Here is an 18226-nt window from a genome sequence, read left to right as displayed (position 1 = left end):
AGACAGGAGGGCTGACATGAACCCGCTTTTATCGCCGCTTAGAAAAAGCACGGCTGTTTTTTGCGCTCTGTTGGCGCTGATGGCCTGTGCGGGCATCCTTGCGGCCTGCCGCTCGGGTTCTCCGGAAAAACCGGCTTCCGCGGCGGGAAGCCTCCCGGCTGTTTCAGAGGGGAAAACCGGGGAAGAGGACTCTTTTTCCTCCCGGTCCGCCGCACAGGAAAGCATCAAAGCGGACCTTGAAACGATCCTGTCCTCCCCCTTGTCCGGCTCCGCACCGAACGACTATATCCGTGCGCATCGGCAGGAGTATGAAAATATTCTCAAAAAGGGGGATACGGCGCTTACCTATCTGCTCGCAGAATTCAAAAGCGGCAGATCGGATGGGCTTCGCGGCGAGATCATGAAAGCGATCTGCATCGATCTGCTTGGCGACAGAAACAATGTGCCGGAGGGCAGCTTTCAAACGGCGCGGGAATGGTACGAAAAGCTGGATCCCTATGAGCCGGTCTCTCTGCCCAAAAAGGAATATTGGGAAACAACGAACGACCGCAATCTTGATTTTGTTTATACGACGGCCATGGATCGGTACGCTTCTCAAAAAGATGATACTGTCACAATTGCCGCTCCCGTCCTTTACGGGAGCGAGACGCAGGGGACGACGGTCACGGTTTTTGCCACGGTACTGGTTAAGGATTTTCAGGTGCTTGGCGACACTGTCACGAATACGGGCGGAGCGGTGATTCCCGCGGCCATTACGGGAACCGTCGGCAGCGACGGGAAAATTTCCGCCTGCACGGCGTATACGCAGGCGAAGGACGGAAGCTACTGGGCGCCGTCCATCAGGGAGTTCTGCGGAACGCATCACGACGTTGCGGAAAAGATGATTTCCCGGTATTCCAGGGAAGATTATGAAACTCTGCTCAAAAAGAATTTACAGGCGTATCTGAAATCGGTCGATATCAGCCCTAAGTATTACAGCGATTCCGTTGAAAAAATCAGCTTTGCGGATTATCTCTCGGGCGATTGAAACCTTACAAGAATAACAACAGCCTGACACTGTGGGGAAAACACAGGTCAGGCTGTTTTTTTGCAGTAGCTTCAAATGAAGCCTCAGATTTTTTTGAGGCTGAACGGACGGCTTACAGCGTGCATTTTTCAATTCCGCTGAACACAATGCCCCGGGCCGCGTCCAGCGTGACCGTTGTGCCGCTCTTTAAAATCTGCACCGCGTTTTCCGCCGCGACGATCACCGGCTTGTCCAGTGTCAGCCCGACAATTGCCGCGTGGGAGTTCATTCCGCCGAATTCGGTGATGATCCCCGCCGCGCTTTTTATGATGCGGAGAATTTTGTTGCTGGTCTGCGGAATGACGAGGATATCGCCGTCCTTAAAATTTTTCAAAGCCTCGTCCTCGTCGGCACAGACGCACAGGTTGCCGCAGACGGCGCCCTTGGTAACGCCGATGCCGGACACCAGCACGTCGCCGACCAGCTGGACCTTCAGAAGATTGGTGGTGCCGGAAACGCCGAGCGGAACACCGGCGGTAATCACCACAAGGTCGCCGTTTTTGACAAGGCCCTGGCTGCGGGCGATGTCGACTACGTGGTCGAACAGCTCGTCGGTATTGTCCTTTTCATCCACTATAATCGGTACAACGCCCCAGGAAAGATTCATCTGGCGCTGGACGGTGGGATCGGTGGTCCCGCTGATGATCGGGCATTCCGGTCGGTATTTGGAAATCATGCGGGCCGTTCTGCCGGATTTTGTCACGGTTATAATCGCAACCGCGCCGAGGTCCTGGGCGGTTGTACAGGTTGCGTGGGAGATTGCGGAGGTGACGTTGGGCTGTTCGGTAAAATCGCGTTTTTGAAAGCGGCCCTTGTAATCGATATCGCGTTCGGTGCGCTCCGCAATGACCGCCATGGTCTTCAGGGCCTGAATCGGGTAGTTCCCCGCGGCGGTTTCGCCGGAGAGCATGATCGCGCTGGTTCCGTCGTAAATGGCGTTTGCAACGTCGGTAGCTTCCGCACGCGTCGGGCGCGGATTCTTAATCATGGAATCCAGCATCTGGGTCGCCGTAATGACCTGCAGCCCGGCGTTGTAAGCCTTTTTGATCAGCTTTTTCTGGATAACGGGGATTTCCTGAAGCGGAATCTCTACGCCGAGGTCGCCTCTGGCGACCATGATGCCGTCCGATACCCGGATAATATCGTCAATATTTTCCACGCCGTCGGAATTTTCAATTTTCGCAATGATGCGGATTTTATGGCAGTTGTGCTTTTCCAGTTCCGTTCTCAGGTCGATGATGTCTTTTGCGCTGCGCGTAAAGGAAGCGGCGATAAAGTCAAAGTCCTCCCGAACGGCAAAGGCAATATCTTCCTTGTCCTTTTCGCTGATAAACGGAAGGGAGAGCTTGATGCCCGGTACGTTGATTCCCTTATGGGCGGAAATGGTCCCGCCGTTGACAACGCTGCAGTGGATGTCGGTTTCGGTGCAGGAAAGCACTTTCAGCTCGATCAGGCCGTCGTCGATCAGGATTCTGGCTCCGGCGGAAACCTCCAGCGGAAGCCGCCCGAAGGTGATGGAAGCAATGGTTTCGTCACCGACGATATCCCGGCTGGTCAGCGTAAAGCTTTCCCCGGTTTTCAGCGTGATTTTCGGCTGATTAAAGTCCCTGACACGGATTTCAGGCCCTTTGGTGTCGAGCAGAAGCGCAACGGGAATCCTGAGCTCGCCGCGCAGCTTTTTGACCGCGTCCGCGCGCACCTTCTGTTCCGCAGAGGTCTGATGGGAGAAGTTCAGTCGGGCGACATCCATGCCGGCGAGCATCAGCTGCCGCAGGATGTCGATATTATCCGTCGCAGGGCCGAGAGTACATATGATCTTGGTTTTCCTCATGTTCTAAGACTCCAATCCTAACGTAAAAATAGAAATCAAAAATTTTACCCAGTATATATGATATTCTATTTGTCGCCATAAATCAAATGAATTGGCAGATATTGTATACAAGCCTGAAATCGAGAAAGCGGTTGAAATTATTTGATTTAAGTTATACAATAATATCATGATAAGAAAGATGCCGATTTTTCGTCCGCAAAGGAAAACCGGTTTGACGGATTGCGGTAAAACGAACCGTAGGAAAGGGGGCGGCTCATTGCGCAGACACGGAGAAAAGATCATGAAAAGCCGTACCGGCTGGCGGAATGCCGATCAGGTGCGAAAAATAAAAATCGTTATGACCGTCATTGCGGTGATCGTCTGTATTTCGGTTGCCTCAGGAGCCATTCTGGTGTGGGTCCAGCTCAAGCATCCTTTCACGAAGCCGGCGTCCGTTTCGGTTTCCGGCACGGCGGAGGAAGCCTCTTCCAAAAGTGAGGCGCTGCCTGTCTACGACGATTCCTATAATCTGGTGGTGGTAAACGCCTCCACCCCGATCAGGTCCGATTTTCAGGTCCAGCCCGGGCAGCTGGAGGGAATCACCGTCGATACCAGAATCGTTCCCGCGCTCCGGAACATGATGGACGATGCGAAATCCGCGGGATGCCCTCTGAAGCTGACGAGGGGTTATGTGGACGCGAAGGAGCAGGACAAGCTCTTTGCCGCCGCCGTACAGGATCTGGTGAAGAATCAGGGTTTTACGCAGGTGCGGGCGGAAAATCAGGTGCAGAATACCGTCGGGCGCGGGGGGTACAATGAAAACCAGACCGGCATGGCGGTGGAATTTGCGGCGGAGGGCGAAGCCGGGGGCGCTGATTTCTTCGATTCCCCGCAGTATCAATGGCTTGTCAAGAACAGCGTGCAGTACGGCTTCGTGCTGCGGTACAGCGAAGCAAAGACTGCAATCACCGGTGTGGCGTTCAGCCCGCGTCATTTTCGGTATGTCGGCAGCGGAAACGCCGTAAAGATGCGGGAATATTCCATGTGCCTGGAAGAATTTGCGGCCTATATCCGCAAGCAAAGTCCGAAATAAGCGGAAATATTCCAGAAATACGATTTTTTACTTGCAATTTGGGAATCCCTATGGTAAAATTCAAATGTTAAGTTGCAGTTTGGTTGAAAGAGGTGACAGGTAATGAAGGAAAATATACATCCCAAGTATAAAGAAACTACGATCACATGCGCATGCGGGAATGTTATAAACACAAAATCCACGAAGGAAAATATCCGCGTTGAAATATGCTCCAAGTGCCACCCGTTCTTTACAGGTAAGCAAAAGCTTGTTGATACAAGCGGACGTGTTGATATGTTTAAGAAGCGTTACGGTATGGGCAAGTAATCGACACTCTTGAGTTTTCTTGGATTAGCTTAGGCGGCGCAGGCTTTCTGCGCCGCTTATTTTTTATGGAGGATGCCAGTGGTTGAATATCGAACGGTTGAAAAGGAAGCCCTCGCGGAGTTCGTCGAGAGGCGCTCTCGTTTTATCGGCTGCGTAAAGCCCGTAAAAACCGAGGAAGAGGCGGTTTCATTCATCCATTCCGTAAAATCCAGAAACTGGAACGCGTCCCATAACGTCTACGCGTATTCGCTCCGCCAGGGACAGATCAGGCGCTATTCGGACGACGGAGAGCCGCAGGGCACGGCGGGGATCCCGGTGCTGGACGTACTGGTGAAGTCCGGCGTGGTGGATACGGCGGTTGTGGTAACCCGGTATTTCGGCGGGATCCTGCTCGGCGCCGGGGGGCTTGTGCGGGCCTATTCCCACGGGGCCTCCATCGCGCTGGAGCAGGCCGGAATCATTACGATGAGGATCTGCCTGACGGCCGGGGTCCGCTGCGATTACAATCAGTACGGCAGAGTCAGCGCGCTGATACCGGAAAGCGGCGGGACGGTGGACGACGCGGAGTTTACCGACTCTGTAAGGCTATCTTTTCATATGAGCTGCGAAGATATGCGCTCCTTTGAACAAAAACTGGCCGACGCCACCTGCGGTCAGTGCAGGGCGGAGGTCACGGGGGAAAAGTTTTTTAAATTTTCCTGAGAATGGAAGGGATTTTGTATCCTCCTGCGTATATCTATATGAAACCCAAAGGTTGATAGAAACAGGCGGTGATTATGATGACAGTCCGTGAACGCACACAGGAGATTGAGGAACAGACCCTTTCGTCCTATGCCGCGCTTTCCAGAAATACGCTGGGCAGGAATGTTCCCGAGGAGGAGTGCGATCTGCGCACGCCCTATCAGCGGGACCGGGACAAAATCCTTCACTGCAAGTCTTTTCGCCGGCTGAAGCATAAGACGCAGGTCTTTCTTTCCCCGGAGGGGGACCACTACCGCACGCGCCTGACCCACACGCTGGAGGTTTCGCAGATTGCCCGCACCATAGCAAGGGCGCTCCGGCTGAACGAAGATCTGACGGAGGCGATTTCCCTCGGCCATGATCTGGGGCATACGCCGTTTGGCCACGCGGGGGAACGGGCGCTGGACCAGCTTTGTCCCGGCGGGTTCCGCCACTACGAGCAAAGCGTGCGCATCGTGGAAAAGCTTGAGAAAAACGGCGCCGGCCTCAATCTGACAAAAGAGGTGCGCGACGGAATTCTGTGCCATACCAAGGGCAGGCAGGCAATGACGCTCGAGGGAAGAGTCGTGCGTACGGCGGACAGGATTGCCTACATCAATCACGATATGGACGACGCCGAGCGGGCGGGAGTGCTGCTGGAAAGCGATATTCCGCAGGACATCAAATCCGTTTTGGGCGGTCGGCGGACGGAAAGAATCGATACTCTGGTCCATTCCGTCGTGGAAAACAGCCAAAACGGGGAAATCAGAATGGACCCGGGGGTGCAGGAGGCCTTTGACAGGCTGCACGATTTTATGTCTGAGTCCGTCTACCTGAATCCCTACGCAAAGGCGGAAGAAAAAAAAGTCCCGAACCTGATCGGCGCGCTGTACAGCTATTATCTGCAGCGGCCCGGGCGTTTTCCGCCCGATATGTGCCTGGTTGCGGAGCAGGACGGAATCGAGCGCGCCGCGTGCGATTATATTGCGGGGATGACCGACCATTTTGCGGTTCAGCTGTTTCAGGATATTTATGTGCCGAAATCCTGGAAATTGTAAATTTGAATAAAAACGAGGTGACGATATGCCATTGCCGGAAGCTTTTATGCAGGAGTTGAAGGCGCGCTGCGAAATATCCGAAGTCGTCGCTTCTTATGTCAATCTCAGGCACAGCGGCAGGAATCTGGTCGGACTTTGTCCTTTTCACAATGAAAAGACGCCGTCCTTCAACGTGTATCCGGAAAACGGTTCGTTTTACTGCTTTGGCTGCGGTGCGGGCGGCGACGTCATTACGTTTGTCCGCCGCATTGAAAATCTGGATTACATGGAGGCGGTTCGCTTTCTGGCGCAGCGCGCCGGGATTCAGGTGCCGGAAAACCAGGTCGACGACGGCATGGCCAGGCTGCGGGCACGTATTCTGGAAATCAACCGCGAGGCCGCGCGATACTATTATTCGATATTAAATTCAGAGCAGGGGAAGGCGGGAATGGATTATCTGAACCGCCGCGCCTTATCGCCCAATACGATCCGCCATTTCGGGCTGGGGTACGCTCCGGCTTCCCGTTACTCTCTGGTGGGATATCTGGAGAAGAAGGGCTATACACAGAACGAAATGATTCTGGCCAATGTCGCTTTCAAGGGCAGGTCGGGACAAGCTGTTGACCGCTTTTTTTCGCGGGTGATGTTCCCCATCATCGATCTGAGGGGGAACGTGATTGCCTTCGGCGGCCGCGTGCTGACCGATGAAAAGCCGAAATACCTCAATACTTCGGACACGCCCGTGTTCAATAAAGGCAATTTTCTGTTCACGCTGAATTTTGCCAAAAACAGCGGCACCGAGCAGCTGATCCTGTGCGAGGGCTACATGGACGTGATTTCCATGCATCAGGCCGGGTTCACCAACGCGGTCGCCACGCTGGGCACGGCGCTGACGCCGAATCAGGCCCGCCTGATGGCGCGGTATACGAAAGAAGTGGTCCTTTCCTACGATTCCGACGAGGCGGGGCAGAAGGCGACCGCGCGCGCCATCCCGATTCTCCGCGAGGCGGGGCTGCTTGTGAAGGTGCTTACGATTTCCGGAGGAAAGGATCCGGACGAATACATACGATCGAACGGCCGGAACGGCCGGGTGAAATTCAAGCAGCTGATCGACGCCAGCGGAAACGACGTGGAATACCGTTTGCAGAAAATCCGGCAGGGCTGCAACCTTCAGACACCGCAGGGCCGGGTGGATTACCTCACGGGCGCTTCCGCGGTGCTGGCGACGCTGGACAACCCGATTGAGCAGGAGGTATACGCGGGAAAGCTTGCGGAGGAAATCGGAATTGAGCGTACGGCTATTTTGCAGCAGGTACGGAAGAACCGCTCGAAGCTGAAAAAGAATCAGGAGCAAAAGGCGTTCAGGGCGTTCCAGCAGCAGTCGGCGGGTGTGCGCGACAGCATCAATCCCGAAAAAGCGCGGCATTTAAGGGCTGCAAGCGCGGAAGAGGCGCTGATTGCGTATATTGTTCAATACCCGGAGAACGCTATAGCAGTAGAAAGGCTTTTGCCGGCCGAAAAATTTGCGACAGCGTTTAACCGCCGTGTATATGGGACAATAATGGAAAGAATTAGGAATGCGAAGGCGGTCAGCCTTACAGATATAGCGGAAGAGTTCTCCGTGGAGGAGATTTCTTCCATTGCCAAGATTTTTGCGAAATTTCACGGTGTTTCCGTTACGATGCGGGACGCGGAGGAATATGTCGATGTTATTCAGCAGGAATATGAAAAAATGAGCGTAGAAAACGTAAATTCAGCAGAGCCGCAGGAGATACAGGATTACCTGCAAAAGCTGAGGTCACAGAAGAAATAGGGGGACTAATTTATGGGAGCACCGGACAAGAAAACAGTGATCAGGGAATTGATCGAGCAGGGCAAAAGCAAAGGACAGCTTTCGACCAAGGAAATTCTGGACGCGATCGGAGAACTGGATTTTGAACCCGAGCAGATCGAAAAATTCTATGATACGCTGGAAGCGCAGGGTGTGGAAATCATTGAGGACTTTGCCGACGTTGCGCTGGATGATCTTGATTTTAACACGCAGGTGGACGAAAACGAAGATATGGAATCCGCGCTCAGCACGGAAGGAATCGCGATCGACGACCCTGTCAAGGTTTACCTGAAAGAAATCGGCCGGGTTCCCCTTTTGACGCCGGAGGAGGAGATCGACCTTGCCATCCGTATTTCCGACGGGGACGAGACCGCAAAAAAGCGCCTTTCCGAAGCAAACCTCCGCTTGGTCGTCAGCATTGCAAAGCGCTATCTGGGACGCGGCATGCAGTTTCTGGACCTGATTCAGGAGGGCAACCTCGGCCTGATTAAGGCGGTGGAAAAATTCGATTACTCCAAAGGCTTTAAATTTTCCACCTATGCGACGTGGTGGATCCGTCAGGCGATTACCCGCGCCATTGCCGACCAGGCAAGGACCATCCGTATCCCGGTTCACATGGTGGAAACCATCAATAAGGTAAAGAAGGTCTCCAGCCAGCTTCTGCACACCAACGGCCACGAGCCGACCGCCGACGAGATTTCCGAAGAGCTGGATATGCCGGTGGACAAAGTGCGTGAAATCATGCGCGTCGCACAGGAGCCGGTTTCCCTGGAAACGCCGATCGGCGAGGAAGAGGACAGCCATCTCGGCGACTTTATTCCGGACGACGACGCCCCGGCGCCGGCGGACGCCGCTTCCCACACGCTTTTGAAGGAACAGCTTGCCGACGTGCTCGACACGCTGACCCCCAGGGAGGAAAAGGTGCTCCGTCTGCGTTTCGGCCTGGAAGACGGCCGCTCCCGTACGCTGGAGGAAGTCGGAAAGGAATTCAATGTTACCAGAGAGCGGATCAGACAGATTGAGGCGAAGGCCCTGCGCAAGCTGCGCCACCCGAGCCGCAGCAAAAAACTGAAGGATTTCCTGGATTAAAGGGGACGACTGCGATGGTCATGACACTGGAAGCCGATTACGCCGTCAGAATTGTGGAGATGCTGGCGGTATCCAACAAAAAAATAGACGCGAGGTCCCTTTCCGACCAGGCCCATGTGCCTTTGCGGTTTGCACTGAAAATTCTGCGCAAGCTGGTGGCGGGCGGCCTGATCGTCTCGTACAAGGGCGCGCACGGCGGCTATATGCTTGCGCGGGAACCCGGCAAAATCACCCTGCGGGAAGTGATTGAGTCGGTCGAAGGCCCGTATATGATCAGCCGGTGCCAGCAGGACGAGTACGCCTGCCAGCACAACGCCTGCTGCAAGGTTCATCAGATCTACGACGAGATTTCGTCCATTGTACGTAAAAAACTGGACTCCTATACCTTCGATTCCCTCAGGAATGGCGGCACAGGCGATATTGTGGGGAAAAAAGGGGAAAAATAAACATAAAAAAATCCGGCGGCTGTTTAGCCGTCGGATTTTTACCGTTTCAATAATAAATTTGTAAAATATGGCTTGACAAACACAATATATTGTAATAAAATAATATACTGCATCATCATGGAAACATATACTCACGTGTATCTTGCTCTATCATATCACAACAATTTCAAAAAGGCAAGAGGTTCCCATGAAAACCTTCCAAAAGGGGAGATGGATGCGGTGTATTTTTGTGCTTTATTTCTTGCGAAGATGGTAAATATATGAATGGAGTGATCGAGCCAATGGTGAATGTCAAACCGGTGCAAGTAGGCAAAAATGTTCGCATGAGCTTCGCGCGTATTGATGAAGTCTTGGACATGCCAAACCTGATCGAGGTACAGAAGAATTCCTATCAGTGGTTTCTTGAAGAAGGCCTCAAAGAGGTTTTCAAAGATGTTTCCGGGATTACTGACTATACCGGCAATCTTGTGCTGGATTTTGTGAATTACAAACTGGACGACGACAAACCGAACTACAGCGTGGAAGAATGCAAAGAGCGCGACGCTACCTATGCGGCCGCTCTGAGAGTTACCGCCCGCCTGCTCAACAAGGAAAGCGGCGAAATAAAAGAATCCGAGGTTTTCATGGGCGACTTCCCGCTTATGACGGACAGCGGCACTTTTGTTATCAACGGTGCGGAACGCGTGATTGTTTCCCAATTGGTCCGTTCACCCGGCGTTTATTATAAAATGGAATATGACAAGACGGGCAAGGAGCTGTTCAGCTCCACCGTTATCCCGAACCGCGGCGCGTGGCTGGAATATGAAAACGACGCCAACGACGTTTTCTATGTCCGGATCGATAAAAACAGAAAAATTCCGGTGACGGTCTTTGTCCGCGCGCTCGGCCTTGGAACCGACGAGGAAATCCGCGAATATTTCGGCGACGACGACCGTATGAACGCCACCATTGAAAAAGACCCCTGCAAAAACACCGAAGAGGCTCTTTTTGAAGTATACAGAAAATTAAGGCCGAGCGAGCCGCCGACGATTGAGAGCGCCCAATCCCACATCAACGGCCTGTTTTTTGATGCCCGCCGCTACGACCTTTCCCGTGTAGGCCGCTACAAATACAATAAGAAGCTGAATCTTGCCGGGCGCATCACCGGCCAGAAGCTTTCCCGCCCCATTGTCAACCCGCTTACCGGCGAGCTGATGGCGGAAGCGGGCGAAATCCTTTCTCATGACAAGGCGCACGAAATCGACGACGCCGGCGTGTCCATCGCGTTCGTCAATGTCAACGAGCGCGAGGTAAAGGTGATCTCCAACGGCATGGTTGACATCAGCAGCTTTGTCGGGTTTGACGCGAAAGCCGAATGCGGGGTCAACGAGAGAGTGCGTTTCAGCGTGCTGGCTGAAATCCTGGACTCCTGTTCCTCGGACGAGGAACTGAAAGAAGCCATTAAAACCAGAGCGGATGAGCTGATTCCGAAGCACATCATTATCGACGATATTTTTTCTTCGATCAACTATATGAACTGCCTGGCCATGGGCCTCGGCAATCTCGACGATATCGACCATCTGGGAAACCGCCGTATCCGTTCGGTCGGCGAACTGCTTCAGAATCAGTTCAGAATTGGTTTTTCCAGACTTGAGCGCGTTATACGTGAAAGAATGACGTTGCAGGCGCAGGATTTGGAAGTTTTGACCCCGCATTCCTTAATCAATATCCGTCCCGTTGTGGCGGCGATCAAGGAATTCTTCGGTTCCTCCCCGCTGTCGCAGTTCATGGATCAGACGAATCCGCTTGCGGAGCTGACGCATAAGCGCCGTCTTTCCGCCCTGGGCCCCGGCGGCCTGTCGAGAGACCGCGCGGGCTTCGAGGTCCGAGACGTCCATTACAGCCACTATGGGCGCATGTGCCCGATTGAAACGCCGGAAGGTCCGAACATCGGACTGATTTCCTATTTGGCGACCTTTGCCAAAATCAATGAATACGGCTTTATTGAAGCGCCGTTCCGCCGCGTGGACAAAGCGACCGGCCGCGTTACCAGCGATGTGATTTATATGACCGCGGATATTGAGGACGATTATATCGTTGCGCAGGCGAACGAACCGCTCGACGAGCAGGGGCGTTTCAGGAATGCCAAGGTCAACGCCCGCTACCGCGACGAGTTCCTTGAAATTGAGCGAGAAAAAGCGGACTATATGGACGTTTCGCCAAGGATGGTTGTTTCCGTCGCCACCGCGATGATCCCCTTCCTGGAAAACGACGACGCCAACCGTGCGCTGATGGGCTCCAACATGCAGCGGCAGGCGGTTCCGCTTCTGAAAACCGAATCTCCGATCGTCGGGACCGGCATGGAATATAAAGCCGGCGTCGACTCCGGCGTATGCGTGATCGCCAAACACTCCGGCGTTGTCCGCAGCGTAAGCGCGGATGAAATCCGGGTGACCTGCGACGACGGCAGCGTCGACGTTTACCATGTTATTAAGTTTATGCGTTCCAACCAGGGAACATGTATCAATCAGGTTCCCGTTGTCGATGTCAACCAGAGGGTGGAGGCCGGTTCCGTCATTGCCGACGGCCCCGCGACCAAGGACGGCGAAATCAGTCTGGGTAAAAACGCCCTGATCGGCTTTATGACATGGGAAGGCTACAACTACGAGGATGCTGTTCTCATCAGCGAAAAGATTGTCCGCGACGATGTTTACACCTCCATTCATATTGAAGAATACGAAATTGAATCCAGGGACACGAAGCTCGGGCCGGAGGAAATCACAAGGGATATTCCGAACGTAAACGAGGATCTGCTCCACGATCTGGACGAAAACGGAATCATACGCATCGGCGCCGAGGTGCGCGCCGGCGATATTCTTGTCGGTAAGGTCACGCCGAAGGGCGAGACGGAGCTGACCGCCGAAGAGCGCCTGCTGCGCGCCATCTTCGGCGAAAAAGCCAGAGAGGTGAGGGACACCTCCCTGAGAGTGCCTCACGGCGAATACGGCATCGTGGTCGATGTAAAGGTATTTACCCGCGAAAACAGCCATGACGAGCTCAGCCCCGGCGTCAACAAGGTTGTCCGCTGCTATATCGCCCAGAAGCGCAAGATTTCCGTGGGCGATAAGATGGCCGGCCGCCATGGCAATAAGGGCGTTGTTTCCCGTATCCTTCCGGTGGAAGACATGCCGTTCCTGCCGGACGGCACCCCGCTGGACATTGTTCTGAACCCGCTGGGCGTTCCTTCCCGTATGAATATCGGACAGGTGCTCGAGGTTCACCTCGGCTATGCCGCAAAGGCGCTCGGCTGGAAGATCATGACCCCGGTATTCGACGGCGCGCACGAAGACGACATCGTCGAATGCTTTAAGAAGGCCGGCATCAGCGAGGACGGCAAGACCATTCTGAAGGACGGCCGTACCGGCGAGTTCTTTGACAGCCCGGTCACCGTCGGCATCATGTATTACCTGAAACTGCACCATCTGGTTGACGATAAGATCCACGCCCGCTCCACCGGCCCTTACTCCCTTGTCACGCAGCAGCCTCTGGGCGGCAAAGCGCAGTTCGGCGGCCAGCGCTTCGGCGAAATGGAAGTCTGGGCGCTGGAAGCATACGGCGCGGCGTACACCCTGCAGGAAATCCTTACCGTCAAGTCCGACGACGTCGTGGGCCGCGTAAAGACCTACGAAGCGATCGTGAAGGGTCAGAACATTCCGAAGCCGGGCGTTCCGGAATCGTTTAAGGTTCTGATCAAGGAACTGCAGTCCCTGGGCCTTGACGTCAAGGTACTGAACCAGAACAACGAGGAAATCGATCTGAAGCAGAACTTTGACGACGACGACGACATCGGCTTCAATCCTTCGGACGACAACTTTGACGAGCCGAACGTTGCCGACGACCTGGAAGGCTATTCGGTAGAGGACTCGGAAGACGACGAAAGCCTGTTTGACGACGCGGACGACTATATTGAAGACAACAACAGCGATGACAGTGACGAGGAAGATGAATTTGATAAGGACGAACCCTTTGACCTTAATTCTGACGGCAGCGACGAAATATAATAGAATGGGGTTGCAATATGGAATTTAATGTTTTTGAATCAATCAAGATCGGACTTGCTTCACCGGAAAAAATCAGGGAATGGTCCCATGGCGAAGTAAAAAAACCGGAAACGATCAATTATCGTACCCTCAAGCCCGAACGCGATGGTCTTTTCTGTGAACGTATCTTCGGGCCCCAAAAGGACTGGGAATGCCATTGCGGAAAGTATAAGAGAATTCGCTACAAAGGGAAAATCTGCGAACGCTGCGGCGTTGAGGTAACCCGGGCGAAGGTTCGCCGCGAGCGCATGGGCCACATCGAGCTGGCCGCTCCTGTTTCCCACATCTGGTATTTTAAGGGAATTCCCTCCAGGATGGGACTGATCCTTGATATATCCCCCCGTATGCTGGAAAAGGTCCTGTATTTCGCGCTGTATATCGTAACGGATCCCGGCAACGTCCGCGAGCTGCAGAAAAAGCAGCTCCTGAACGAAAAAGAGTACCGCGATATGCGTGAAAAGTACGAGGACGACTTTGAAGCCAGCATGGGCGCCGAAGCCATCAAAAAGCTTCTGGCGGAAATCGACCTCGACGTTGTTTCCGAAGAGCTCAAGAGCGAGCTTGCCGGTGCTTCCGGACAGAAGCGCGTCCGCATTCTGAAGCGCCTGGAAGTGATCGAAGCCTTCCGTCTTTCCGGCAACCGTCCGGAATGGATGATCCTCGATGTGGTTCCGGTTATTCCGCCGGATATCCGTCCGATGGTGCAGCTCGACGGCGGCCGTTTCGCAACGTCCGACTTAAACGACCTCTACCGCCGTGTAATCAACAGAAACAACCGCCTGAAAAGGCTTTTGGAGCTCGGCGCTCCCGATATCATTGTCCGCAACGAAAAGCGCATGCTGCAGGAGGCCGTCGACGCCCTGATCGACAACGGCCGCCGCGGCCGTCCGGTAACCGGCCCGAACAACCGTCCGCTGAAATCCCTTTCCGACATGCTGAAAGGCAAGCAGGGACGTTTCCGCCAGAACCTTCTGGGCAAGCGCGTGGACTATTCCGGCCGTTCCGTTATCGTGGTAGGCCCGGAGCTGAAAATGTACCAGTGCGGCCTTCCGAAGGAAATGGCGCTGGAGCTGTTCAAGCCCTTTGTCATGAAACGCCTTGTGGAAACCGGCGCCGCCGGAAACATCAAGGCCGCCAGAAAGGCGGTGGAGCGCGCGAAGCCCGAGGTTTGGGACGCGCTGGAAATCGTCATCAAGAACCACCCGGTCCTGCTGAACCGCGCGCCTACGCTGCACAGACTCGGTATTCAGGCGTTTGAGCCGGTTCTGGTTGAGGGCCGTGCCTTGAAGCTGCATCCGCTGGCCTGTACGGCTTACAACGCAGACTTCGACGGCGACCAGATGGCTGTTCACGTTCCGCTTTCCGCAGAGGCGCAGGCTGAGGCCCGCTTCCTGATGCTGGCCGCGGGCAACCTGCTGAAGCCTTCCGACGGACGCCCCGTTACCGTTCCTACACAGGATATGGTGCTGGGTTCCTATTACCTTACTTTGGAAAAGGACGGGGAACCCGGTGAGGGCAAAGTATTCAGGGATTATAACGAAGCCATTATGGCCTATGATTCCAAGATCGTCGGCCTTCACGCCAAGATCAAGGTCCGCAGGACAATGGAGATCAACGGGGAAGAGGTTTCCCGGCTGGTGGACACCACCGTGGGCCGCATGATCTTCAATAGGCCGATTCCTCAGGATCTGGGCTACATTGACCGCTCCAATCCCGATAATCTGTTTAAGTATGAAATTGATTTTCTGGTCGGCAAAAAGCAGCTGGGAGCCATCATTGACAAATGCATCAAGACGCACGGCACCGCTCAGACGGCCGACGTGCTGGACAGCATCAAGTCGCAGGGCTATAAATACTCCACCCTGAGCGCGATTACCGTCGCCGTCAGCGACGCAACGATTCCGCCGGAGAAGAAACAGATCATTGAAGCCGCCGAAAAGCAGATCGATGTCGTTGACGGCCAGTTCAAAATGGGTCTTCTTTCCGACAATGAGCGTTACAACGCGGTTCTGAAAACCTGGGCAAAGGCGACGGAGGATGTTTCCGTTGCGCTGCAGAAGAACCTGGACCGATACAACCCGATTTTCATGATGGCGGATTCCGGAGCCCGTGGCTCCATGAGCCAGATTCGCCAGCTGGCCGGTATGCGCGGACTGATTGCCAACACATCCGGTAAAACCATTGAAATTCCGATCAGGGCCAACTACCGTGAGGGGCTGAACATTCTGGAATACTTCATTTCCTCCCGCGGCGCCAGAAAGGGACTGGCGGACACCGCTCTGAGAACGGCCGACTCCGGTTACCTGACCCGCCGCCTGGTCGACGTTTCCCAGGACGTCATCATTCGTGAGGACGACTGCGGCGCGACCGACGGCCTTGAGGTATACGATATCCGCGAGGGCAAGGAAGCGATCGAACCCCTTCACGAGCGTCTGCTCGGCAGATATCTTGTCGAGGACTTTGTCGATGAGAAGACGGGCGAGGTCCTTGTTTCCAAGGATAAGCTGATGAGCGATGAGGACGCCGACATCATTGTCAAGAGCGGCGTGGAGCGTATTAAGATCCGTTCCGTGCTGAACTGCTGCGCGAAGCACGGCGTCTGCAAGAAGTGCTACGGCGCGAACCTTGCGAACGGCCAGACGGTCGCGGTCGGCGAAGCGGTCGGAATTATCGCGGCGCAGTCCATCGGCGAGCCGGGCACACAGCTTACCATGAGAACCTTCCACACCGGCGGTGTCGCCAGTTCGGAGGATATCACACAGGGCCTTCCGCGTGTTGAAGAGCTTTTCGAAGGCCGCAAGCCAAAGCATCTTGCCATTATCAGTGAGATAGCCGGCTCGATTTCCTTTGAGGAGATCAAGAAGAACCGCCATGTCGTCGTGACGAACTCCGAAACGGGCGATTCCAAGTCCTACCTGATCCCGTACGGTTCCCGCGTGATTGTCGCGGACGGCCAGCAGATCAAAGCCGGAACAAGGGTGACCGAAGGCTCCGTCAATCCGCACGACGTTCTTGCGATCAGCGGTACCCACGCCGTTCAGGACTACCTCATCGAGGAAGTCCAGCGCGTTTACCGGATGCAGGGCGTTGATATCAACGATAAGCATATCGAGGTCATTGTCCGCCAGATGATGAAGAAGGTCAAGATCGAGGACTCCGGCGATACCACGCTTCTGCCGAGCTCGCTGATTGAGAAGGCGGAGCTGGAAACAGAGAACCAGGCCATCCGCGACCGTATCAAAAACGGCGAGGCGGACCTGAAAGAGGCTACCGCTTCACCGGTTCTGCTTGGGATTACGAAGGCTTCGCTCGCGACCGATTCTTTCCTGTCGGCCGCCTCCTTCCAGGAGACGACGCGTGTCCTGACCGACGCCGCCATCAAGGGCAAGGTCGACCCGCTGCTCGGACTGAAGGAAAACGTCATTATCGGAAAGCTGATCCCCGCCGGCACGGGCATGAAATGCTACAGCGACGTAAGGATCGAGCCCGTAAATCAAGACTTGACAAACGACGCGGTATAGCCTTATAATAAACAATTGTGATGGTTTACTGATTGAGCGCTTCATTCCTGTTCTGAGGCTGATCCTTCGGGACAGGAATCAGTTGTTTAAAGATTATTTTACTGTTACGGCGGATATACTATATATTCGCTTAACATATAAAAATTGATGTGAGGAGGTGTCTTATGCCAACATTTAACCAGTTAGTCCATACGGGCAGAGAAGTTGCTGTGGCAAAGGCGAAAGCCCCTGCGCTTTTGAAGGGCTGGAATTCCAAGAAACGTGTTTCCATCGACCAGGATTCCCCGCAAAAACGTGGTGTCTGCACAACGGTAAAGACCGCGACCCCGAAGAAACCGAACTCCGCGCTCAGAAAGATCGCCAGAGTCAGGCTTTCCAACGGAATCGAAGTCAGTGCTTACATTCCCGGTGTCGGCCACAATCTTCAGGAACACAGTGTCGTGATGATCCGCGGCGGCCGTGTGAAGGACCTGCCTGGCGTGCGTTACCACATTATCCGCGGTACGCTTGACGCGCAGGGCGTGGCACAGCGTATGCAGGCTCGTTCCAAGTATGGCGCAAAGCGGCCGAAGGCCGGCGCGGCGAAGGCTGCGAAAAAATAAGGTAGTTTAAATTGACAGAAACCGAACGGCTGCATGTTTTGAAACAGAATGCGGCGGCGTTTTTCATATAGAAACGCCTCTGTGTTGGCCACGGGAGTTTGTCGCTTTCGAGTACCTGTGATATCATTCATGTGAAGGAGGGAAGTAAAGTGCCAAGAAGAGGTAATATCGCAAAACGCGACGTTTTGCCCGATCCACTGTATAATTCCAAGCTTGTAACACGTCTCGTCAATAATATTATGGTCGACGGTAAGAAGGGCGTAGCCCAGAAGATCGTTTATGGCGCATTTGATATTATCAACGAGAAAACAGGGAAAGAGCCTTTGGAGGTTTTTGAGGCCGCTATGGAAAATGTTATGCCGGCCCTCGAAGTCAAGGCCCGCCGTGTCGGCGGTGCAACCTACCAGGTTCCTATGGAGGTTCGCCCTGAAAGAAGACAAACATTAGGCTTACGTTGGATAACCAACTATTCAAGACTTAGATCTGAGAAGACGATGAGAGAGAGACTTGCCGGTGAAATTCTTGATGCTGTAAATGGTGCTGGCGGCGCTGCCAAGAAGCGTGACGATACGCATAAGATGGCGGAGGCCAATAAGGCGTTTGCTCATTACAGATGGTAATCCAAC

General features: G+C 54.1%; 13 protein-coding genes. 12 read left to right on the top strand and 1 reads right to left on the bottom strand.

Translation table 11 applies throughout. The annotated features are described in order from the left end of the window. Nucleotides 1-16: 16 nt before the first annotated feature. Nucleotides 17-1027, top strand: coding sequence for a hypothetical protein (locus tag ACQGQ5_RS09125; protein ID WP_455736207.1), 1011 nt, complete (start codon nucleotides 17-19; stop codon nucleotides 1025-1027). Between the two features lie 112 nt (nucleotides 1028-1139). Here ACQGQ5_RS09125 and pyk read toward each other — a convergent pair whose 3' ends face one another. After that, entirely contained in the window at nucleotides 1140-2897 is a 1758-nt protein-coding gene (pyk, locus tag ACQGQ5_RS09120; RefSeq protein ID WP_455736206.1) for a pyruvate kinase, read from the bottom strand. A gap of 280 nt (nucleotides 2898-3177) precedes the next feature. On the opposite strand from pyk, the gene ACQGQ5_RS09115 reads away from it, so the two are divergent. The 11 genes from ACQGQ5_RS09115 to rpsG all read left to right on the top strand — a co-directional run bounded on the left by ACQGQ5_RS09115 (nucleotide 3178) and on the right by rpsG (nucleotide 18220). After that, entirely contained in the window at nucleotides 3178-3969 is a 792-nt protein-coding gene (locus ACQGQ5_RS09115; RefSeq protein WP_455736205.1) for a M15 family metallopeptidase, read from the top strand. 102 nt (nucleotides 3970-4071) lie between these two features. Continuing rightward, the gene (rpmE, locus tag ACQGQ5_RS09110; protein ID WP_038323919.1) at nucleotides 4072-4275 is read left to right on the top strand and encodes a 50S ribosomal protein L31; all 204 of its coding nucleotides are present in this window, start codon (nucleotides 4072-4074) and stop codon (nucleotides 4273-4275) included. A gap of 78 nt (nucleotides 4276-4353) precedes the next feature. After that, entirely contained in the window at nucleotides 4354-4977 is a 624-nt protein-coding gene (locus ACQGQ5_RS09105) for an IMPACT family protein (RefSeq protein ID WP_455736204.1), read from the top strand. A gap of 77 nt (nucleotides 4978-5054) precedes the next feature. Further along, nucleotides 5055-6053 carry a deoxyguanosinetriphosphate triphosphohydrolase gene (locus ACQGQ5_RS09100; RefSeq protein WP_455736307.1) on the top strand — a complete coding sequence of 333 codons (999 nt, stop codon included), beginning with the start codon at nucleotides 5055-5057 and terminating at the stop codon, nucleotides 6051-6053. A gap of 25 nt (nucleotides 6054-6078) precedes the next feature. Beyond that, nucleotides 6079-7845 carry a DNA primase gene (gene dnaG / locus ACQGQ5_RS09095; protein ID WP_455736203.1) on the top strand — a complete coding sequence of 589 codons (1767 nt, stop codon included), beginning with the start codon at nucleotides 6079-6081 and terminating at the stop codon, nucleotides 7843-7845. Nucleotides 7846-7857: 12 nt separating this feature from the next. Continuing rightward, nucleotides 7858-8952 carry an RNA polymerase sigma factor RpoD gene (rpoD, locus tag ACQGQ5_RS09090; RefSeq protein WP_455736202.1) on the top strand — a complete coding sequence of 365 codons (1095 nt, stop codon included), beginning with the start codon at nucleotides 7858-7860 and terminating at the stop codon, nucleotides 8950-8952. A gap of 14 nt (nucleotides 8953-8966) precedes the next feature. Further along, the gene (locus tag ACQGQ5_RS09085; protein ID WP_455736201.1) at nucleotides 8967-9398 is read left to right on the top strand and encodes an RrF2 family transcriptional regulator; all 432 of its coding nucleotides are present in this window, start codon (nucleotides 8967-8969) and stop codon (nucleotides 9396-9398) included. Between the two features lie 281 nt (nucleotides 9399-9679). Beyond that, nucleotides 9680-13438, top strand: a complete 3759-nt coding sequence (gene rpoB / locus ACQGQ5_RS09080) for a DNA-directed RNA polymerase subunit beta (protein WP_455736306.1) — start codon at nucleotides 9680-9682, stop codon at nucleotides 13436-13438. A 17-nt stretch (nucleotides 13439-13455) separates the two neighbouring features. Next, nucleotides 13456-16998 carry a DNA-directed RNA polymerase subunit beta' gene (rpoC, locus tag ACQGQ5_RS09075; RefSeq protein ID WP_455736200.1) on the top strand — a complete coding sequence of 1181 codons (3543 nt, stop codon included), beginning with the start codon at nucleotides 13456-13458 and terminating at the stop codon, nucleotides 16996-16998. Between the two features lie 164 nt (nucleotides 16999-17162). Then, nucleotides 17163-17600 carry a 30S ribosomal protein S12 gene (gene rpsL, locus ACQGQ5_RS09070; RefSeq protein ID WP_455736199.1) on the top strand — a complete coding sequence of 146 codons (438 nt, stop codon included), beginning with the start codon at nucleotides 17163-17165 and terminating at the stop codon, nucleotides 17598-17600. 149 nt (nucleotides 17601-17749) lie between these two features. Beyond that, entirely contained in the window at nucleotides 17750-18220 is a 471-nt protein-coding gene (rpsG, locus tag ACQGQ5_RS09065) for a 30S ribosomal protein S7 (protein ID WP_038323934.1), read from the top strand. Nucleotides 18221-18226 lie beyond the last annotated feature (6 nt).

This window comes from Caproiciproducens sp., assembly GCF_053840905.1.
This window is presented reverse-complemented; position numbering and strand designations above follow the sequence as displayed.

Coding starts and splice junctions, on each gene's coding strand:
- ACQGQ5_RS09115 (WP_455736205.1), top strand. CDS start 3,178: ATGAAAAGCCGTACCGGCTGGCGGAATGCCGATCAGGTGCGAAAAATA.
- ACQGQ5_RS09085 (WP_455736201.1), top strand. CDS start 8,967: ATGGTCATGACACTGGAAGCCGATTACGCCGTCAGAATTGTGGAGATG.
- ACQGQ5_RS09100 (WP_455736307.1), top strand. CDS start 5,055: ATGACAGTCCGTGAACGCACACAGGAGATTGAGGAACAGACCCTTTCG.
- rpsL (WP_455736199.1), top strand. CDS start 17,163: ATGCCAACATTTAACCAGTTAGTCCATACGGGCAGAGAAGTTGCTGTG.
- rpoD (WP_455736202.1), top strand. CDS start 7,858: ATGGGAGCACCGGACAAGAAAACAGTGATCAGGGAATTGATCGAGCAG.
- rpoC (WP_455736200.1), top strand. CDS start 13,456: ATGGAATTTAATGTTTTTGAATCAATCAAGATCGGACTTGCTTCACCG.
- ACQGQ5_RS09125 (WP_455736207.1), top strand. CDS start 17: ATGAACCCGCTTTTATCGCCGCTTAGAAAAAGCACGGCTGTTTTTTGC.
- rpoB (WP_455736306.1), top strand. CDS start 9,680: ATGGTGAATGTCAAACCGGTGCAAGTAGGCAAAAATGTTCGCATGAGC.
- rpmE (WP_038323919.1), top strand. CDS start 4,072: ATGAAGGAAAATATACATCCCAAGTATAAAGAAACTACGATCACATGC.
- pyk (WP_455736206.1), bottom strand. CDS start 2,897: ATGAGGAAAACCAAGATCATATGTACTCTCGGCCCTGCGACGGATAAT.
- dnaG (WP_455736203.1), top strand. CDS start 6,079: ATGCCATTGCCGGAAGCTTTTATGCAGGAGTTGAAGGCGCGCTGCGAA.